The following is a 16,604-nucleotide window of genomic DNA, read 5'->3' on the forward strand; positions in this document are numbered from 1 at the left end:
GCAATATTCGCTTTTACTCATATCCTACAGTTAACGCTAAGGTACTCTATGTCTATGCAAGCCGATCCCTGTGCAAAACCCAGCCTAATGCATCCCGATGAAGCCATCATCAAGCTTCTGGAACAAGTTCGTCCACTGGAAGAATCGGAAATGGTGCAGCTTCCCCATGCGCTGGGACGTGTGCTGGCCGAGGATCTGGCCTCTAGCATAGACCTGCCACCCTTCGACAACTCGGCGATGGACGGTTATGCCTTCCGCTTCGAGGATCTGGCCCAGGGCAATCGTTTCACCCTCATAGGTCACTCCTTTGCCGGGCATCCCTTCGAGGGCGAGGCCAGTGCCAATACCTGTGTACGCATCATGACGGGCGCGCCTGTACCGCCGGGTTATGACACAGTGCAGATGCAGGAAAAAGTCGAGGTCGACGGCGACAGCATAGTGATTGAGGCGCCAAAGGCATTAGGCGCCAACGTGCGCCGTCGCGGCGAAGAGGTGATGACGGGTGGCAAGGTGCTCTGCGCCGGCACCCAGATCGGCGCCGCCGAGATGGGCGTGCTGGCCACCATAGGTGCCAGCCAGGTACGGGTGACCCGCCTGGTCAAGGTGGCCTTCTTCTCTACCGGTGACGAGTTGCGCCCCGTGGGCACAGAGTTGGCGCCGGGTCAGATCTACGACTCCAACCGTTACAGCATTCAGGGCCTCTTGAGCCGCGCCAACGTCGAGTGGATAGACCTTGGGGTGATCGAAGACGACCCTGAGGCGATCCGCGCCGCGTTTCGTAATGCCGCGGCTAATGCCGATATGGTGATCACCTCGGGCGGCGTCTCGGTGGGCGATGCCGACTTTACCAAGCAGATCCTCGACGAGGAGGGTGAGATCACCTTCTGGAAACTGGCCATCAAGCCGGGTAAGCCCTTCGCCTTCGGTCGTATCGGCGAGGCGGTCTTCTGTGGTCTGCCGGGCAATCCCGTCTCCTCCATGGTGACCTTCTACAAATTGGTGTGGCCGCTGCTCAACAAGATGCAGGGGCTGCCTCAGGTCAAGCCGCTCCTGTTACAGGCCAAGCTCAAGGGCGACCTGCGTAAGTTCCCCGGCCGCGTCGAGTATCAACGTGGTGTGCTGAGTCAAAATGCCCAAGGTGAGGCCGAGGTGAGTGTCACCGGCGGCCAGGGCTCTGGCATGCTTACCTCAATGAGTCTGGCCAACTGTTTCATTATCCTGGCGCAGGAGCAGGGCGATACGCCGGACGGTAGCCTGGTGACTGTGGAACCCTTCAACTCAGTGCTGGCACTCTAGGGGCGGACAGATGGAGCCGAATACCCAAGAAGAGATCCTCTCCGATGCGGAGATCTTGCGCTATAGCCGCCATATCTCCATCAAGGCGATGGACTTCGAAGGCCAGGAGCGACTCAAGCAGTCCAAGGTGCTGGTGATAGGGGCCGGCGGCCTAGGCTGTGCCTCTACCCAATATCTGGCGGTCGCCGGAGTGGGTCAGCTAACCCTGGTGGATTTCGATACCGTCGAGCTGTCGAACCTGCAACGGCAGGTGCTGCACCACGACGCCACTATCGGCCAGCCCAAGGTGGAGTCGGCCAAGACCTCCTTGATGCAGCTCAATCCCCACCTCAGGGTCGAGACCATCAACGCCGTGCTCGATGACGAGCAGATCCTGGCGCTGGTGGCCGAGCATGATCTGGTGATGGACTGTACCGACAACATAGTGGTGCGCGAGCAGCTCAATCAGGCCTGTTTTCAACACAAGGTGCCTTTGGTGTCGGCCGCTGCCATCCGTATGGAGGGTACGGTTACCGTATTCGACTATGGTGAGCAGAGCCCCTGTTATCATTGTTACAGCAAGCTGTTTGGCGACCAACAGCTGACCTGCGTCGAGTCGGGCATTCTGGCGCCCGTGGTGGGTATGATAGGTTGCCTGCAGGCGGTGGAAGCGATTAAGGTGCTGGCCAAGATGGGTAAGACTCTAAGCGGGCGCATCCTGATGATAGATGCCATGACCATGGAGTTTCGCGAGATGAAGCTGCCTAAGCAGTCTCACTGTCAGGTATGTGGTGTGTGAGTATTTACTTACTTCTGGGTGGTTTGATCTAGGTAGTTGAATAAGAAGCGAGGCTAAGGCCTCGCTTTTTTGTGTCTCATCGTTAGTCTCTCGCTCGGCGGCGATATCAAGCGGCAGCCTATTTCAGCTGCCGGCCACCATCCAGTGCCAGGGAGCGCCCCGTCACATACTGGCTCTGCATCAGGTAGTCTATCGCATGCAACACCTCGGCTTCGCCGCCCTCTCTGGCTAATACCGACTTGGCCCTGGCCTTCTCGCGATAGGCGGCATCGTCATGCTCGTTGAAACAGATCAGCGCCGGGGCGATGGCGTTGACCTTCACCTTTGGGGCCAACTTGGCGGCGAAGGAGAGAGTCATGTTTTCCAGCGCGGCCTTGCTGGCGGCGTAGGCGATATGTTTCTTGCTGCCCTTTTGCGCCACATAGTCGGTGATATGGATGACGTCCGTCATGGTCTCGGGATTTTGTAGTAGCGGTGCCAGGGCGAGATTGAGCTGGTAGGGCGCATAGACATGGACCTGCATCATCTGGGCGATCACCTGGTCGACGCCCGCAGTGTCATCATCACTCAGCCAGAGCGAGGCGTTGTGGATCACCGCATCCAGCTGCCGATAGTTCTGCTTTAGCGTCTGGATAAGCTCTTCGAGCTGGCTTTGAACGGTGAAGTCACAGGGGTAAAGTTCGGCGCCCAGCTCGGTGAGGGCATCTATGCTGGGGTAGTGGCTGCGATAGGTGCCTATCACCTTGTGTCCGCGGGCGAGAAAGGCCTCGGCCAGATAGAGGCCGATACGCTTGCCTACGCCTGTGATGAGTATGTTTTTTTGCATCCTGATGCACTCTTTGATTCCCGATATTGCAGCCGATAGTAGCTTTCGCGGCTCGCCGGGTTCAAGTGCTTTTAGGGAATATGAGTCCTATCCTCGGCCTGAGCTATGTGAATAGTCATAAGTTTAATCTCGATCTATAATCACTTTTATTGTTTGTGTTCAAATTATGTTGTCGTTCATCCACATGCAGTATAAATCGGGTTTTTAGCGCTTAAATTGGATCTAAATGGTCGAAAATTGGCTGCAATTTGGAATAAAAGCGCTATGGCGTTACAATAGTGCCGAATATTTCTATTGTATTGCTATGAGTTCAAATCATTTTAATCAAATCTAAATGATGGCCTGGTGGCGATTCTTTGAGGTCTTAACGGAGAGAATCGATGACGAAAGGTATTGATAAATACAGCATTGAAAGCACCGACTATACGATCGGCCAGGACAATGTGCAGAAGTGGGGGTTCGATGTACACAACCCCGTGTTTGGGGTGAGTGCCGGGCTAATTGCCGCCTTCCTGCTGGCGACCCTGTTGACCGATGCCGAGACGGCCAAGTCTGTGCTCGATGGCATCAAGTGGAAGATTATCGGCGCCTTCGACTGGCTGTTTATCTGGTCGGGGAATATTTTCGTGATCTTCTGCCTGGGCCTGATCCTCTCGCCCTATGGCAAGATACGTCTCGGCGGTAACGAAGCCACCGCGGACTACTCCTTCCTCTCCTGGTTATCCATGTTATTTGCCGCCGGTATGGGGATAGGCCTGATGTTCTGGAGTGTGGCCGAGCCCGTGGCCTACTTTACCGGTTGGTATGAGACGCCGCTCGGGGTCGAGCCCAACACGCCGGAGGCGGCCAAGTTGGCGCTGGGGGCCACCATGTTCCACTGGGGCCTGCATCCCTGGGCCATCTATGGTGTGGTCGCCCTGTCGTTGGCTTTCTTCACCTATAACAAGGGGATGCCCCTCTCTATCCGCTCCATCTTCTACCCCCTGCTGGGTGACAGAGCCTGGGGCTGGGCGGGACATATTGTCGATATCTTGGCCGTGCTGGCCACCCTGTTTGGTTTGGCGACCTCGCTAGGCCTAGGTGCCCAACAGGCCGCCAGCGGTATCCACCATGTGTTTGGCATAGATGCCGGCCTTGGGCTGCAGATGATAGTTATCGTCGCCGTGACCCTGTTGGCCGTAGTCTCAGTGGTGCGCGGGATCGACGGCGGCGTTAAGGTGATCAGTAATATCAATATGATAGTCGCCTTTGCGCTGCTGATCCTGGTGGCCATGATCGGCTATGCCGTCAGCCTGGGCAGCATTCCTACCACCCTGATGGCCTATGTGGAGAACATTATTCCGCTTAGTAATCCACACGGGCGTACCGATGAGGCCTGGTTCCAGGGCTGGACAGTATTCTACTGGGCCTGGTGGATCTCTTGGTCGCCTTTCGTGGGCATGTTTATCGCCAGGGTCTCTAAGGGGCGTACCGTGCGTGAGTTCATCACCGCCGTGCTGCTGGTGCCGACCGGCGTGACGCTGATCTGGATGTCGGTATTTGGTGGCATGGCGATCGATCAGGTGGTCAACAAGGTGGGTGAGCTGGGGGCCAAGGGCCTGACCGACGTGCCGCTGGCCATGTTTGAGATGTTCGATGTGCTGCCGTTCGGCACTCTGCTCTCTATCATCGCCGTGATCTTGGTATTGGTGTTCTTTATCACCTCGTCGGACTCGGGTTCTCTGGTGATCGATAGCATCACCGCCGGCGGTAAGATAGACGCGCCTGTGCCACAGAGGGTGTTCTGGGCGCTGCTCGAGGGTGCAATTGCCATGGCGCTGCTGTGGATCGGTGGTACAGAGGCGATTCAGGCCCTGCAGGCCGGCGCCATCTCGACCGCGCTGCCCTTTACCGTGATACTGCTGCTGATGTGTGTCAGCCTGCTGAAGGGGATGCGCACCGAGCGCTTCTAACGCGGATTGAGTGAAAAAAAGGAGGCCGTTGGCCTCCTTTTTTATTGCCAGCGCCTATGACAGATCCAATGCGAGCGCTAACATCAGAACTTATACAAGCGCTAGCACCAGAACTCTTTGATGGGGCGCTTTGGGTCGAAGTGATGGGCTATCTGTGCCTGCAGCAGCTCGGCGGTGGCGATGGCGTCGGTCAGGGCGTTGTGGGGCGGATAGCTGGGCAGGCCGTATCTCGAGCGGCTCTGACCCAATCGCACCGAGCCCGGCTTGTCGCCCTTGAGGCGCTGTAGCAGGCCGCCATGCTGGCGCTTCTGTATCTCAGATTCCAGTGCCATAGTATCTATCAGGGGGAACTCTATCCCCTGATGGATGCGGCGGATCAGCGCCCGCTCCAGGAACAGCCTTTCAATCGCCTGATAGTGCACCACCATGATCTTGCCCGCCATCTGCTCCAGCACCTGTTCGAAGATGGCGGAGAGATCCGGCGCGTCCAGTATGTCGCTGTGGGTGATGCCGTGGATGATCACCGACTCCTCGGCCAGCTGTTCTCTGGGTCTGACAGTCCAGTGCTGGGCACGGTTGAGAAAGATGCGCCGAAGTGTAAAGGGCACAGTGCCTATGCTGACGATATCATCCTTATCGACGTTCAGGCCCGTGGTCTCGAAGTCCATCGCCAGCAGCTCGACCTCTGCTAGTGGCGTGTCGGGATCCGGCAGGCCGCCCAGATAATACTGGCGTAACCCCTGATGTTCCGTGGTCTTGAGCCGCTGCTCAAACTTACCCGGCCAGTCGATGCTAGGTGGTGATAATAGCTTCTTCAGCATCTTAGGCTCACTTAAACTGGTTGCTGGCGTTGTAACGGAACTTGAGGAAGTTCTGGGCGTTACTCAAGATCTGAAACGCATCTTTGAGGTTGCGGCGTTCGAAATCCGACAGGTGCTCTGGCTCTATGTTGTTGTCGGGATCGATTCCCTGCTCCACGTCTAAGGCCTGATGGCGGATGCGGACCATGGAGATGAACTCCATGGCGTCTCGCAGATCCTCGCCGCGCCCCTTGGGCAAGATGTTGGCGTCTATGATGTCGTCCAGGCGCTCGAAGGAGTTGCGGGCGCGTGAACCCACCGCCAGGGCGTGTACCCGGATGAGATCCGCCAGCGGCGCCGTGCCCCGGCGCTTGAGGTTGATGGAGTTGTTGTGGCGACCATCTTTCTCCATCACGAAATCTTTGAAGAAACCCAGCGGCGGGGTGCGATTCAAGGCGTTGCGGGCGAGGCAGGCCAGGAAGCGGTTGTTCTTGCGTGCCCGGCGCACGATGAAGCCGTTGAGCTGCTCGGCCCACTTGAGGCGGCCATAGACGCCGTCGAGATCGAAGAAGATGGAGGCATTCAGTAGCGCCTTAGGGTTTGGATCGTCTATCCAGTCGGCGAAACAGGCCTCCCACTCTTTTCGCGTCATGCGCCACATGGGGTTGGTGGCCATGATATCTCCGGTGCAGTAACTGTAACCGCAGCTATCTAGCCCGTCGCAGACGAAGTTGGCCAGCTGGCTGAAGTAGTCGTCGTGCTTCGCCTTGTCGAAGTCGTCGTCGAGTATGATGGCGTTGTCCTGATCGGTGACGATCAGCTGCTCGTCGCGACCCATGGAGCCCAGCGCCAGGAAGCAGTAGGGGATGGGCGGTGGACCGAGTTTCTCTTCGGCCAGCTCGAGTATCCGCTGTTTGAAGCTGCGGCCGATCACCGACATGGCGCTGCCCACCATGTGGGAGTTGGCGTCTTCGTTCACCAGTCGCACGAAGCTGTCTTTGACCTGGGTGGCGAGGGTGGCCAGCTCCTCCAGACTCTGTTGCTGGAAGATGCTGCTGACTAGTAGCAGGGAGTTTTGCGACTCGTATCTGACGATATCCGTAGCTTCGATGATGCCTATGGGTTTGCGTCCCTTGCACACAGGCAGATGATGCACGTTGTAGCGCAGCATGGTGAGCATGGCCTCATAGACATAGGCGTTATGATCTAGGGTGATCACCTCTGTGCTCACCACGCCGGCCAGCTCGGTGGCCGGGTCTATCCCCTCGGCCACGACTCGGGTGCAGAGATCCCTGTCTGTGATGATCCCCAGTAGCGGGCTGGTGTCGCCGTCCTCATCCTCCAGGGAATCTGGGTCGATCACCAGGAGGGCAGAGACATTCTCCTGGGCCATTATGATGGCGGCTTGCTGTATGCTTTCGCCCTTGTGGATCACAGGGGCATCGCGGGTGAGTAGGGTCTTCACCTTAGAGGTGGTCAGGTCGTTCTGTTCGCTGGTGTTAGATACTGTCTGGCGTAGGCGGGCGCTGTCCTCTACCTCGACGAAGTCGGCGAAGGTGTCGTATTGATCGTAGAGCTGCTGGAAGATCGCCTCTGGGATGCAATAGACCAGGGTATCCTCGATCGCCTTGACGGGGAAACGTACCTTGTTGTTGGTGAGCAGGCCCATCTGGCCGAAGAGATCGCCGCTGTCCAGGCGGTTATAGAGTTCGCCCTTGCGGCGGTACACCTCCACCACGCCGCTGCGCACCATGTAGAGGTCATGGATCTGATCGCCGAAGTGGATGATGGGGGTGTCTTGGCGGTAGTAGGCGATCTCAACATGGTGGCTCACCATGGCGACCACCTCGTCGGGCAGGGCGTTAAACGGGGGATATTGGCTTAAGAAGTTTTGGATCTCGTTTAACTCTGCTTCCATAGATCTGCCTGTGGCTGATTTTCTCCTGTCATGGCTAACATACTACCCCATAGACCAGGCTATGTGTGGCGCCTGGCCTAAAAAGATCCCTTAGCTTAGTGGGCCGTCCACAACATCTGGCCGCACTGGCTGAGATCATAACCGCCCAGCTGAGCCGCCAGTTGGCGGGTCTGGGTGCTGCCGAGCATCTCGAACAGGGCCTGGAGCTGACGACGGAAGTAGATCCCTTGGGGCATCACGAAATCGAAGGATTCGGTCACCAGAGGCACGAAGCTTAGGCCGCTCTCCAGCGCCACCGATTGACAGCCGAAGCCGATGTCGGCCTCGTTACGGGCGATGAAGCCCGCCAGTTCACGCTCGCTATAGGCGGTGATCTGCGGATTGAGCTGCTCTATGCTGGCACCTTGCTTGATCAGCCAGTGTTCCAGATGTTGCTGACTACCTGCGCCAGCTTGGCGGCCGACCCAGCGCCAGGGCAGGCCGATCACTTTCTCCTCTTCCTGGCATCTGTGGTGCATCTCGCTGCGCATCATTAGCCCCTGCTGACGGGTGTAGCCGTGCACCATCACCCACTGCTGGTGGTTGGGGTAGCCCTTGAGCAGGGCGGGGTGACGTATGTTGCGCTCCTCCACGTTGCCCCAGTGCAGGGTACAGACGTCGGCATAGCCGCGCGACAGGAGATCCAGCCCCATGCGGGAGCCGGTTGAGCTGTAGCTGATGAGATCGCTCTTGCCTATCTTAGACATGAGGCGGGCCACCAACATGGAGAGCAGGGGATCGTCGCTTCCCGTGATATGCATGCGATCCGACAGCATGCCGCTATGGCAGGAGTCCATGACCCAACGGTCGATCAAAATCTTGGGAAACAACCATTTACCCGTCACCTTGGTGGCGGGCAAAATGCGGTCATTGGCCATGGAGTAGACCTTCTTCTCGTTCAGGTCGAGATATTCGGCGACCTGTTTGGCGCTCATGTAGACGAGTTCGCTGGGTTCAGTCATGGATAATCCTTTAACCTTCGCCGTTAACCTAGGTTACGCTTCGGCGGTGTGGCATCAAATTCGATATTTTCCGCACCATGATAGATGAGGAAGTGGCGCCCCTTGGCGCGGGCGATCATGGTGATCCCTAGCTTCTGGGCCAGTTCCAGCCCCATCTGGGTGGCACCGCTGCGCGAAAGCAGGACGGGGATGCCCATCTTGGCCACCTTGATCACCATCTCCGAGGTGAGACGCCCTGTGGTGTAGAACAGCTTGTTGCCGCCGCCCTGTTGCTTGAGCCACATCTCGCCGGCGAGGGTGTCGACCGCGTTGTGACGGCCGACATCTTCGACGAAACCGATGATCTGATCGCCCTCGCACAGGCCACAGCCATGCACTGCACCGGCATTCTTATAGGTCTCGTTGTAGGCGCTGATGTTATTGAGCAGGCTGTAGAGCATGCTCTGTTTCAGCTGCGGCGTGGGCAGGCGAATATCCTCGACGCCATCCATGAAGCCGCCATAGACGGTGCCCTGGCCGCAACCTGTGGTGACTGTCTTCTCCGCCAGTTTCTCTTCCAGGTGCGCCGTCGACTCCTTGGTGATCACCGCCGCCGAGTTAACCTCCCAATCCACAATCACAGACTCGAGCTGATGGACGTCGCTGATGAAGCCCTGGTTCTTCAAATAGCCCAGTGCCAGCGCTTCGGGACGGGCACCCAGTGTCATCAGAGTCACTATGGGGCGCCAGTTCAGGTAGAGGGTGAGGGGGCGCTCGCAGGCGATATATTTGTCGACTACTTCGCCCTGCTCGTTGATGGCTTTCACCGCCATGGTGAGCGGGGCATCGGCTTGGGTCTTGACCAGTGTGGGGTGTTTGAAACTTGTCATTGCTCTCGTCTTGTTGCATTGGGGCGCATTGAGCATAGCAAGTATCGTTCCTACGCAAGGATTTCGAGTGTAAATGCGTGATCCAGGCGTCGACTTTGTGCGATGTCGCCCTTTTCTGTCCCGGCCAAAATGGCTTTTAGGACAAATTGTCCTACGCTTGTTAGGGATTTGATGATCCAGTTCAAACTATTCCCCTTCTAGCGATGGCATGTAAATTGCTTCGTTAGGTCTATCGCTAACCCAATGCCCGGCGAATCAGCAATACGCCGGCCTGCTAGGCAAAACGGAGACGCAATGCAACATACCGAAAGTCAATGGCCCATGTATGTCTCACTGAAAAAGGTGGAGAAACAGATGGGGCGCTGGACCGCTGAAAGTTGGGAATTAGATCAGATAGTTCCCGCCACCCAGCCCGCGCCTGCCGGGGCCCACATAGTGATGCTTGAACTCTACAAAGATGAGCGCGGCAGCTATCGCATTAACCTGGATATGGACAATGCCATGCTCTACGTGGTGTGCGACGAGCTGGAAGATGGCACCTGGGTGCCCGCCTATATCTCGGCCGACCAAAATGTCGCAGCCGGTTGCCTGGAGGGTGACACCCCAGTGCTGAACTTCCCCATGCCTAAGGCGATCGCCTGCTGGATAGAGGCCTTCATTACCCGTCACGGCGAGGTGGAGATCTGCGCCCATAGGCGTAAGCATGTCAATCGTCGTAAGAACGAGGGACCGAGCACCAATCCGGATAGGGGGCTAGTGTCCTGATGAGTGATAAGCCAAGCGGACTCTTCGCACGCTGGACCCAGCGTCGCCAACAGGTGCAGGCCGAGGAAGAGGCGGCGCGTCTGGCCGAACAGGCCCAGGAAACGCCGGTCGAGCCATCGGTTGAGGCCGAAGGCGCGGACGGTGTCGAAGCTAGCGACCAAGTCGCTCCCGAAGAGAAGAAGATACTGACCGCCGAGGACCTGCCGGATCCCGAGAAGATAGAGGTGGGCGGCAGCTTCGCCAGCTTCATGGCCGACAATGTCGATCCTGATGCCAAGACGGCGGCCCTGAGGGCGTTGTGGAAGCAGCCACACTATCACGAGATCGATGGCCTGCTGGAATATGCCCTGGACTATACAGATCAGCCCAAGCTGACCGCCGAGGTATCGGCCGAGTTAGCCAAGAAGGTCTTCAGGCATCTGACCAAGGATGACGAGGCGGTCGAGGCGGCTGCCGAGACTGCGGAAACCCAGCTGGCACAGCAGGAAAATGCTGCGGCGCAGGTCGAGGACAATTTGGACAGGGCATCCGGCGAGGTGTCCCAAAATGAACCAGAAATACAGGCCTCAACCAAGCCTCCTGTTGTTTAAGGTAAGTTTAGAGTGCTTTTAAATCCATAAATTTGGTACGTGAATTGCTGTATTAACGACAATTAACAACGAGTTAGATAATCGTTGAACTCAGGGTGAAGCTGGCGCAACAAGCGCATGCCGTTAGAGCACAACAGCCACCCGGCTGATACAGCAGCCAAATACTGCTTAGGAACGCAATGTGAGCATGCATTTAGAGACGAGCGACAATTTGGCCCACCTGAAACAGGTGCGCCAGCAAGTGTTGGGACAGACACAAATTCTGCAAAACCTGATCCCACCCACAGTGAGTTACACCACAGAGGGCAATGTGTTGATCATTGGCCCGGAAGACTTGGCACGCCTGGCGGCCGACAAGCTGGCCAACATGGGTCAGCGCGCCATTCTGGCCAACGAGTCGATCACCAGTCAGGATGAAGACCACCTGGAGAAGGTGATGAACGCCGCCGAAGATGTCGAGAGTTATTACAACAAGCTCATCGAAATCAAAGGCTTCCTGGGTCAATTCCAGGTCAAGGTTGAGCATGACAATGGCACTGCCGATCTCAGCCTGGTGGCCATTCGCAAGGCCCATTTCGATCTTATCCTCGACCTTAGCCAAGCGCCATGCATTAACCTCGAGATGCTGCCGCCGGGTTACTTCTACGTGGGGCAGGATGAGGCCAAGTTGATGGATGCCATCGCCCAGCTGCCCGAGCTGATCGGCGAGTTCGACAAGCCGCGCTACGTCAAGGTAAACAGCGATATCTGTGCCCACCACAGAAACGGCATCGATGGTTGTAACCGCTGCCTCAACTTCTGTCCCGCCGATGCCATCGCCAGCGTGAACCATAAGATAGAGATCGACCCTTACCTCTGCCACGGAGCGGGCAGCTGTACTAATGCCTGTCCGACCGGCGCCATCAGCTATGACCTGCCGACGCCACAGGCGCTGCACTCCTACCTGAACAAGTTGGTGACACGTTTTCGCAGTGCGGCGCAGACCGCGCCTGTGATCCTGTTCCACGATGCCAGCCTGGGTGCCACGCTGATCGGCGATGAGCTACCCGGTGCCATCTTGCCGGTGGAGCTGGAGGAGATCACGGTCGCCAGCATGGATCATTGGATGGCGGCCCTGGCCTGGGGCGCGCGTCAGATCTTGGTGCTCAACACAGAGGCCACGGCGCCAACCCTGACCCAGATGCTCAACGGCGAGCTCAAGCTGGCCAACGAGATCCTCGACGAGATGGGTCAGCCACAGCGCGTCAGCGTGATTGAGGCCAGTCAGATTGCCGACCTGGCCACATTGATCGAGCCGAGTGCCAGCTGGCCCATGATAGTGCCGGGCGAATTTGCCGCCACTACCAAGCGTGAGACCCTCTACGCGGCGATCGATCACCTCAACAGCCAGGCGGCCTCTACCGATGCCTGCCTGAGCAAGAGCAATATTCCTTACGGCAAGGTGAGTGTTAATACCGATAACTGCACCCTGTGTCTCTCCTGTGTGTCGACCTGTCCGACTCAGGCGCTGACCGACGGCGGCGAGAAGCCGGCGCTCTATTTTGTCGAGCAAGCCTGTGTGCAGTGCGGCCTGTGTGAGTCGGCCTGTCCGGAGAAGGTGATCAGCCTGACACCACAGATTAATTTCGATGCGACAGCTCGTCAGAGCCGTCAAACCCTGAATGAGGAGGCCCCGTTCGAATGTATTCGTTGTGGTACCCCATTCGCCACCCAATCCATGGTGCAACGGATGCTGGATGTAGTCGGCGGACACAGTGCCTTCAGTGCCAATACCGAGCGTCTGAAGATGTGTAGCGACTGCCGGGTAAAAGACATGTTTGAAGACATACTTCAAGATCCTGAAAAGCAACTGCGATAAGAGTTTAGCCATGACCGAATTAGTAAGAGAAGTTTCAGAAAACGATCAGTTGAGAGCCGATATCTACCAGCTTTTGGCGGCGCTTTTACGCAAGCAGCCAAGTGCTGAACTATTGCAGTTCCTTTCCACCCTGGAGATAGATGCCGACGATGACAGCGACATGACCAAGGCCTGGTTGGCGCTGAAATTGGCGGCGGAGCAGTTTACCCCTGAGCAGCTGGAAGATGAGTACTTCAACATCTTCCTCGGCGTGGGTAGCGGTGAGATCTTGCCCTATGGCAGCTGGTTCATGACGGGCTCGCTGATGGACAAGCCGCTGGCCCTGCTCAGACAGGATCTGGCTCAGCTGGGGTTTGAGCGCAGCGAAGAGGTGAAGGAGCCGGAAGATCATGTGGCCGCCCTGTGTGAGGTGATGGGCACCCTGATCCTCGAGGCGCCTGGCTTCCGCCAGTTGGCGTTTTACCAACGCCACATCGGCAGCTGGATCGAGCGCTTCTGTGACCACCTGGGACGGGCGCCGAGCGCGGCCTTCTATGCCACCGTGGCCCAGCTAGCCAAGGCGTTTTTCGTTATCGAAGCCAACGAATTTGAGCAACTTAAGTTAGATATTCCGGTGAACTGCCCTGGCAGCGAAGCGGAGAAGATTGAACCGACAGCCAGCGAACTCGCGTCCTAGGTTGTGGTTTAGCTTAGTGGTCGGCGCCAACGCGCCGACATATTGAAACCGAGGGGCAACCCTCACCAAGCGTCGGGTTCTGGTCTTAGTGTCGACTTGTCTGCAAAGCCTAATCGACCGAGATGATGAGACTAGAGCCTAAATTGAGTCAACATCAAGGAGACACTATGAAGAAGCAAGCTTCTGATATGGGTCGTCGTCAATTGCTAAAAGCATTAGCCCTGGGCAGTGCAGCGGGTGCCGTGGCAACCGTGAGTGGCCAGGCCGCGGCGGCAACGCCTGCACCTCAAAAAGATGCAGCGCACGGCGATGGTTACCACGAGACAGATCATATTCGTAGTTATTACGCGTCTTTACGTACCAAGTAAGCCTTGGACGAGTAATTACGCAGTAATTCAATAACATTAGGAGAGTGTGTGATGCGATTAACCCGCAAAACAGACCAGGCAGAAGTCGCTAAAAAGCCTGCCCTGGGTCTAAGTCGTCGTCAGTTCCTTCAGTCTGCAGGTCTTGCTACTGGTGGTATTGCCGCGGCCTCTATGCTTGGCGCTGGAATGATGCGCAAAGCCGAAGCGAAAGAAGTGCCACATGATGCGCCAACCGAAGTGAAGCGTACCATCTGTTCTCACTGTTCAGTGGGCTGTGGTATCTATGCCGAAGTGCAAAATGGTGTGTGGACAGGCCAAGAGCCAGCTTTCGACCATCCATTCAATGCCGGTGGCCACTGTGCCAAGGGTGCGTCTCTGCGTGAGCACGGCCATGGTGAGAAGCGTCTCAAGTACCCCATGAAGCTCGAAGGCGGTAAGTGGAAGCGTATCTCTTGGGATCAGGCTATCGAGGAAGTGGGCCAGAAGGCGCTGGATATCCGTAAGGAATCGGGCCCGGATTCAGTCTTCTTCATGGGTAGTGCTAAGTTCTCTAACGAGCAGGCTTACCTCTACCGTAAATTCGCTGCCATGTGGGGCACCAACAACGTCGACCACTCGGCACGTATTTGTCACTCTACCACTGTAGCCGGTGTTGCCAACACCTGGGGCTATGGTGCGCAAACCAACTCGTTCAACGATATCCGCAACGCCAAGGCGATGATGTTTATCGGTTCTAACCCTTCAGAAGCTCACCCGGTTGCCATGCAACACATTCTGGAAGGTAAAGAGCGCGGCGCGAAGATTATCGTTGTCGATCCTCGTTTCACCCGTACTGCGGCTAAGGCCGACGAGTACGTGCATATTCGCCCAGGTACCGATATTCCTTATATCTACGGTCTGCTGTGGCATATCTTCGAAAACAAGTGGGAAGACCAGACCTTCATCGATCAGCGTGTCTACGGCATGGAGCGTATCCGCGAAGCTGCCGCTAAATGGAACCCTGAAGAAGTTGAAAACGTGGTCGGTGTACCGAAAGAGCAGATGTACCGTGTGGCCAAGACACTGGCCGAGACTAAGCCTGGCACCATAGTCTGGTGTATGGGTGGTACTCAGCACCACATAGGTAATGCCAACACCCGTGCTTACTGTATCCTGCAGTTGGCCCTGGGTAACATGGGCGTCTCTGGTGGCGGTACTAACATCTTCCGTGGTCACGATAACGTACAGGGCGCAACCGACTTCGGTCTGCTGTTCGACACCCTGCCTGGTTACTATGGCCTGAAGACAGGTTCTTGGAAGCACTGGTGTAACGTATGGGATCTGGACTATGAGTGGGTGAAGGCTCGCTTCGACCAGGAACAGCGTCTGGGTCAGGATCCTATGACCTCTACCGGTATTCCTTGTTCTCGTTGGCACGACGGCGTGCTGGAAGACAAGTCTAAGATCGCTCAGAAAGACAACATCCGTATGTCATTCTTCTGGGGTCAGTCGGTTAACACAGAAACCCGTGGCCGTGAGGTGCGTGAAGCACTGAACAAGATGGACACAGTAGTGGTTGTGGATCCTTTCCCAACCATGGCGGGTGTGATGCATACCCGTAAAGATGGCGTCTATCTGCTGCCGGCGGCGACTCAGTTCGAAACCTATGGTTCGGTATCTGCCTCTAACCGCTCACTGCAGTGGCGTTCACAGGTGATCGAGCCGCTGTTCGAATCTAAGCCTGACCACGTCATCATGTACAAGTTGGCGAAGAAGTGGGGCATAGAGAAAGAACTGTGTAAGCATATCCAGGTGAATGGCGACGAGCCGTTGATCGAAGATATTGTCCGTGAATACAACAAGGGTATGTGGACCATAGGTTACACAGGTCAGAGCCCTGAGCGTCTCAAGATGCACCAGGAAAACTGGGGCACCTTCGACATCAAGAGCCTGGAAGCACCGGGTGGTCCAGCTAAAGGCGAAACCTATGGTCTGCCTTGGCCATGTTGGGGCACTCCTGAGATGAAACACCCTGGTACCCAGATCCTCTACCGTACCGACCGTGAAGTCCGCTTCGGTGGTGGTAACTTCCGTGCCCGTTATGGTGTTGAGCACGATGGTAACAACATCCTGGCCGAAGGCTCTTACTCTAAGGGCAGTGAGATCAAGGACGGTTATCCAGAGTTTACCGACAAGATGCTCAAGCAACTTGGCTGGTGGGACGACCTGACCGCAGAAGAGAAAGCCGCTGCCGAAGGTAAGAACTGGAAGACAGATATCTCTGGTGGTATCCAGCGTGTCGCCATCAAGCACGGTTGTATCCCATTTGGTAACGCTAAGGCCCGTTGTATCGTTTGGAACTTCCCAGATGATATTCCGGTTCACCGTGAGCCTCTGTATACGCCTCGTCGTGATCTTGTGTCTAAGTACCCAACTTACGATGACCGTATGGTTGCGCGTCTTCCTACCCTGTACAAGTCAATTCAGGATCAGGACTTCGCCAAAGAGTTCCCACTCGCCTTGACCTCTGGTCGTCTGGTTGAGTACGAGGGCGGTGGTGAAGAGACTCGTTCTAACCCTTGGTTGGCAGAGCTTCAGCAAGAGATGTTTATCGAAATCAACCCTGCTGATGCGGCGGATCGTGGTCTACGTGATGGCGATGTCGTATGGGTTCACAGCCCAGAAGGCGCCAAGATCAAGGTGCAGGCAATGGTGACACCGCGTGTGATTGAAGGTGAGTGTTTCATGCCGTACCACTTCGCGGGTATGTTCGAAGGCGAGAGCCTGGAGAAGAGCTACCCAGAAGGTACAGTGCCTTACATCATTGGTGAGTCGGCCAACACCGTATTGACCTATGGCTATGACGTGGTGACCCAGATGCAAGAGACTAAGTCTAGCTTGTGTCAGATCACTAAAGCCTAACGGAAC

At 56.4% G+C, this 16,604-nt stretch carries 14 protein-coding genes; 9 read left to right on the top strand and 5 right to left on the bottom strand.

From position 1 onward, the window contains the following. Positions 1–48 precede the first annotated feature (48 nt). Both moeA and moeB read left to right on the top strand, forming a co-directional pair. Positions 49–1,296 (top strand): molybdopterin molybdotransferase MoeA, encoded by a 1,248-nt coding sequence (gene moeA / locus K0H80_RS00220; RefSeq protein WP_220043825.1) that lies wholly within the window; start codon positions 49–51, stop codon positions 1,294–1,296. 10 nt (positions 1,297–1,306) lie between these two features. Further along, positions 1,307–2,074, top strand: a complete 768-nt coding sequence (moeB, locus tag K0H80_RS00225) for a molybdopterin-synthase adenylyltransferase MoeB (RefSeq protein ID WP_220072729.1) — start codon at positions 1,307–1,309, stop codon at positions 2,072–2,074. Positions 2,075–2,192: 118 nt separating this feature from the next. Here moeB and folM read toward each other — a convergent pair whose 3' ends face one another. Then, on the bottom strand, positions 2,193–2,900 hold the full coding sequence (gene folM / locus K0H80_RS00230; protein WP_220072730.1) for a dihydromonapterin reductase: 708 nt from the start codon (positions 2,898–2,900) through the stop codon (positions 2,193–2,195). 380 nt (positions 2,901–3,280) lie between these two features. On the opposite strand from folM, the gene K0H80_RS00235 reads away from it, so the two are divergent. Further along, positions 3,281–4,852 carry a BCCT family transporter gene (locus tag K0H80_RS00235; protein WP_220072731.1) on the top strand — a complete coding sequence of 524 codons (1,572 nt, stop codon included), beginning with the start codon at positions 3,281–3,283 and terminating at the stop codon, positions 4,850–4,852. A gap of 101 nt (positions 4,853–4,953) precedes the next feature. Here the strand turns inward: K0H80_RS00235 and K0H80_RS00240 are convergent, their stop codons facing one another. The 4 genes from K0H80_RS00240 to K0H80_RS00255 all read right to left on the bottom strand — a co-directional run bounded on the left by K0H80_RS00240 (position 4,954) and on the right by K0H80_RS00255 (position 9,440). Next, positions 4,954–5,673 carry a 3'-5' exonuclease gene (locus tag K0H80_RS00240; protein ID WP_220072732.1) on the bottom strand — a complete coding sequence of 240 codons (720 nt, stop codon included), beginning with the start codon at positions 5,671–5,673 and terminating at the stop codon, positions 4,954–4,956. A gap of 7 nt (positions 5,674–5,680) precedes the next feature. After that, on the bottom strand, positions 5,681–7,570 hold the full coding sequence (locus tag K0H80_RS00245) for a DUF294 nucleotidyltransferase-like domain-containing protein (protein WP_220072733.1): 1,890 nt from the start codon (positions 7,568–7,570) through the stop codon (positions 5,681–5,683). A 95-nt stretch (positions 7,571–7,665) separates the two neighbouring features. Beyond that, positions 7,666–8,571 carry a substrate-binding domain-containing protein gene (locus K0H80_RS00250; protein ID WP_220043831.1) on the bottom strand — a complete coding sequence of 302 codons (906 nt, stop codon included), beginning with the start codon at positions 8,569–8,571 and terminating at the stop codon, positions 7,666–7,668. A 23-nt stretch (positions 8,572–8,594) separates the two neighbouring features. Further along, positions 8,595–9,440, bottom strand: coding sequence for a formate dehydrogenase accessory sulfurtransferase FdhD (locus K0H80_RS00255; RefSeq protein ID WP_011863863.1), 846 nt, complete (start codon positions 9,438–9,440; stop codon positions 8,595–8,597). Positions 9,441–9,734: 294 nt separating this feature from the next. Here K0H80_RS00255 and K0H80_RS00260 point away from each other — a divergent pair, with 294 nt between their 5' ends. The 6 genes from K0H80_RS00260 (at position 9,735) to K0H80_RS00285 (ending at position 16,598) form a co-directional block, all read left to right on the top strand. Continuing rightward, positions 9,735–10,205 (top strand): DUF3305 domain-containing protein, encoded by a 471-nt coding sequence (locus K0H80_RS00260; RefSeq protein ID WP_144202355.1) that lies wholly within the window; start codon positions 9,735–9,737, stop codon positions 10,203–10,205. Further along, positions 10,205–10,795 (top strand): DUF3306 domain-containing protein, encoded by a 591-nt coding sequence (locus K0H80_RS00265; RefSeq protein WP_220072734.1) that lies wholly within the window; start codon positions 10,205–10,207, stop codon positions 10,793–10,795. Before K0H80_RS00260 ends, K0H80_RS00265 begins: the two co-directional genes overlap by 1 nt. Before the next feature lie 187 nt (positions 10,796–10,982). Further along, on the top strand, positions 10,983–12,653 hold the full coding sequence (locus K0H80_RS00270; RefSeq protein WP_220073881.1) for a 4Fe-4S binding protein: 1,671 nt from the start codon (positions 10,983–10,985) through the stop codon (positions 12,651–12,653). A gap of 10 nt (positions 12,654–12,663) precedes the next feature. Then, positions 12,664–13,329: a TorD/DmsD family molecular chaperone gene (locus tag K0H80_RS00275; RefSeq protein ID WP_011863867.1), complete on the top strand. Its 666-nt coding sequence runs from the start codon at positions 12,664–12,666 to the stop codon at positions 13,327–13,329. A 167-nt stretch (positions 13,330–13,496) separates the two neighbouring features. Continuing rightward, on the top strand, positions 13,497–13,697 hold the full coding sequence (locus K0H80_RS00280) for a twin-arginine translocation pathway signal (RefSeq protein WP_011863868.1): 201 nt from the start codon (positions 13,497–13,499) through the stop codon (positions 13,695–13,697). Positions 13,698–13,748: 51 nt separating this feature from the next. Beyond that, the gene (locus tag K0H80_RS00285) at positions 13,749–16,598 is read left to right on the top strand and encodes a formate dehydrogenase subunit alpha (protein WP_220045179.1); all 2,850 of its coding nucleotides are present in this window, start codon (positions 13,749–13,751) and stop codon (positions 16,596–16,598) included. The last annotated feature ends 6 nt before the right edge of the window (positions 16,599–16,604 follow it).

The organism is Shewanella aegiceratis, assembly GCF_019457495.1.
In the GTDB taxonomy this organism is placed as follows: domain Bacteria; phylum Pseudomonadota; class Gammaproteobacteria; order Enterobacterales; family Shewanellaceae; genus Shewanella; species Shewanella loihica.

Coding starts and splice junctions, on each gene's coding strand:
- moeA (WP_220043825.1), top strand. CDS start 49: ATGTCTATGCAAGCCGATCCCTGTGCAAAACCCAGCCTAATGCATCCC.
- moeB (WP_220072729.1), top strand. CDS start 1,307: ATGGAGCCGAATACCCAAGAAGAGATCCTCTCCGATGCGGAGATCTTG.
- folM (WP_220072730.1), bottom strand. CDS start 2,900: ATGCAAAAAAACATACTCATCACAGGCGTAGGCAAGCGTATCGGCCTC.
- K0H80_RS00235 (WP_220072731.1), top strand. CDS start 3,281: ATGACGAAAGGTATTGATAAATACAGCATTGAAAGCACCGACTATACG.
- K0H80_RS00240 (WP_220072732.1), bottom strand. CDS start 5,673: ATGCTGAAGAAGCTATTATCACCACCTAGCATCGACTGGCCGGGTAAG.
- K0H80_RS00245 (WP_220072733.1), bottom strand. CDS start 7,570: ATGGAAGCAGAGTTAAACGAGATCCAAAACTTCTTAAGCCAATATCCC.
- K0H80_RS00250 (WP_220043831.1), bottom strand. CDS start 8,571: ATGACTGAACCCAGCGAACTCGTCTACATGAGCGCCAAACAGGTCGCC.
- K0H80_RS00255 (WP_011863863.1), bottom strand. CDS start 9,440: ATGACAAGTTTCAAACACCCCACACTGGTCAAGACCCAAGCCGATGCC.
- K0H80_RS00260 (WP_144202355.1), top strand. CDS start 9,735: ATGCAACATACCGAAAGTCAATGGCCCATGTATGTCTCACTGAAAAAG.
- K0H80_RS00265 (WP_220072734.1), top strand. CDS start 10,205: ATGAGTGATAAGCCAAGCGGACTCTTCGCACGCTGGACCCAGCGTCGC.
- K0H80_RS00270 (WP_220073881.1), top strand. CDS start 10,983: ATGCATTTAGAGACGAGCGACAATTTGGCCCACCTGAAACAGGTGCGC.
- K0H80_RS00275 (WP_011863867.1), top strand. CDS start 12,664: ATGACCGAATTAGTAAGAGAAGTTTCAGAAAACGATCAGTTGAGAGCC.
- K0H80_RS00280 (WP_011863868.1), top strand. CDS start 13,497: ATGAAGAAGCAAGCTTCTGATATGGGTCGTCGTCAATTGCTAAAAGCA.
- K0H80_RS00285 (WP_220045179.1), top strand. CDS start 13,749: ATGCGATTAACCCGCAAAACAGACCAGGCAGAAGTCGCTAAAAAGCCT.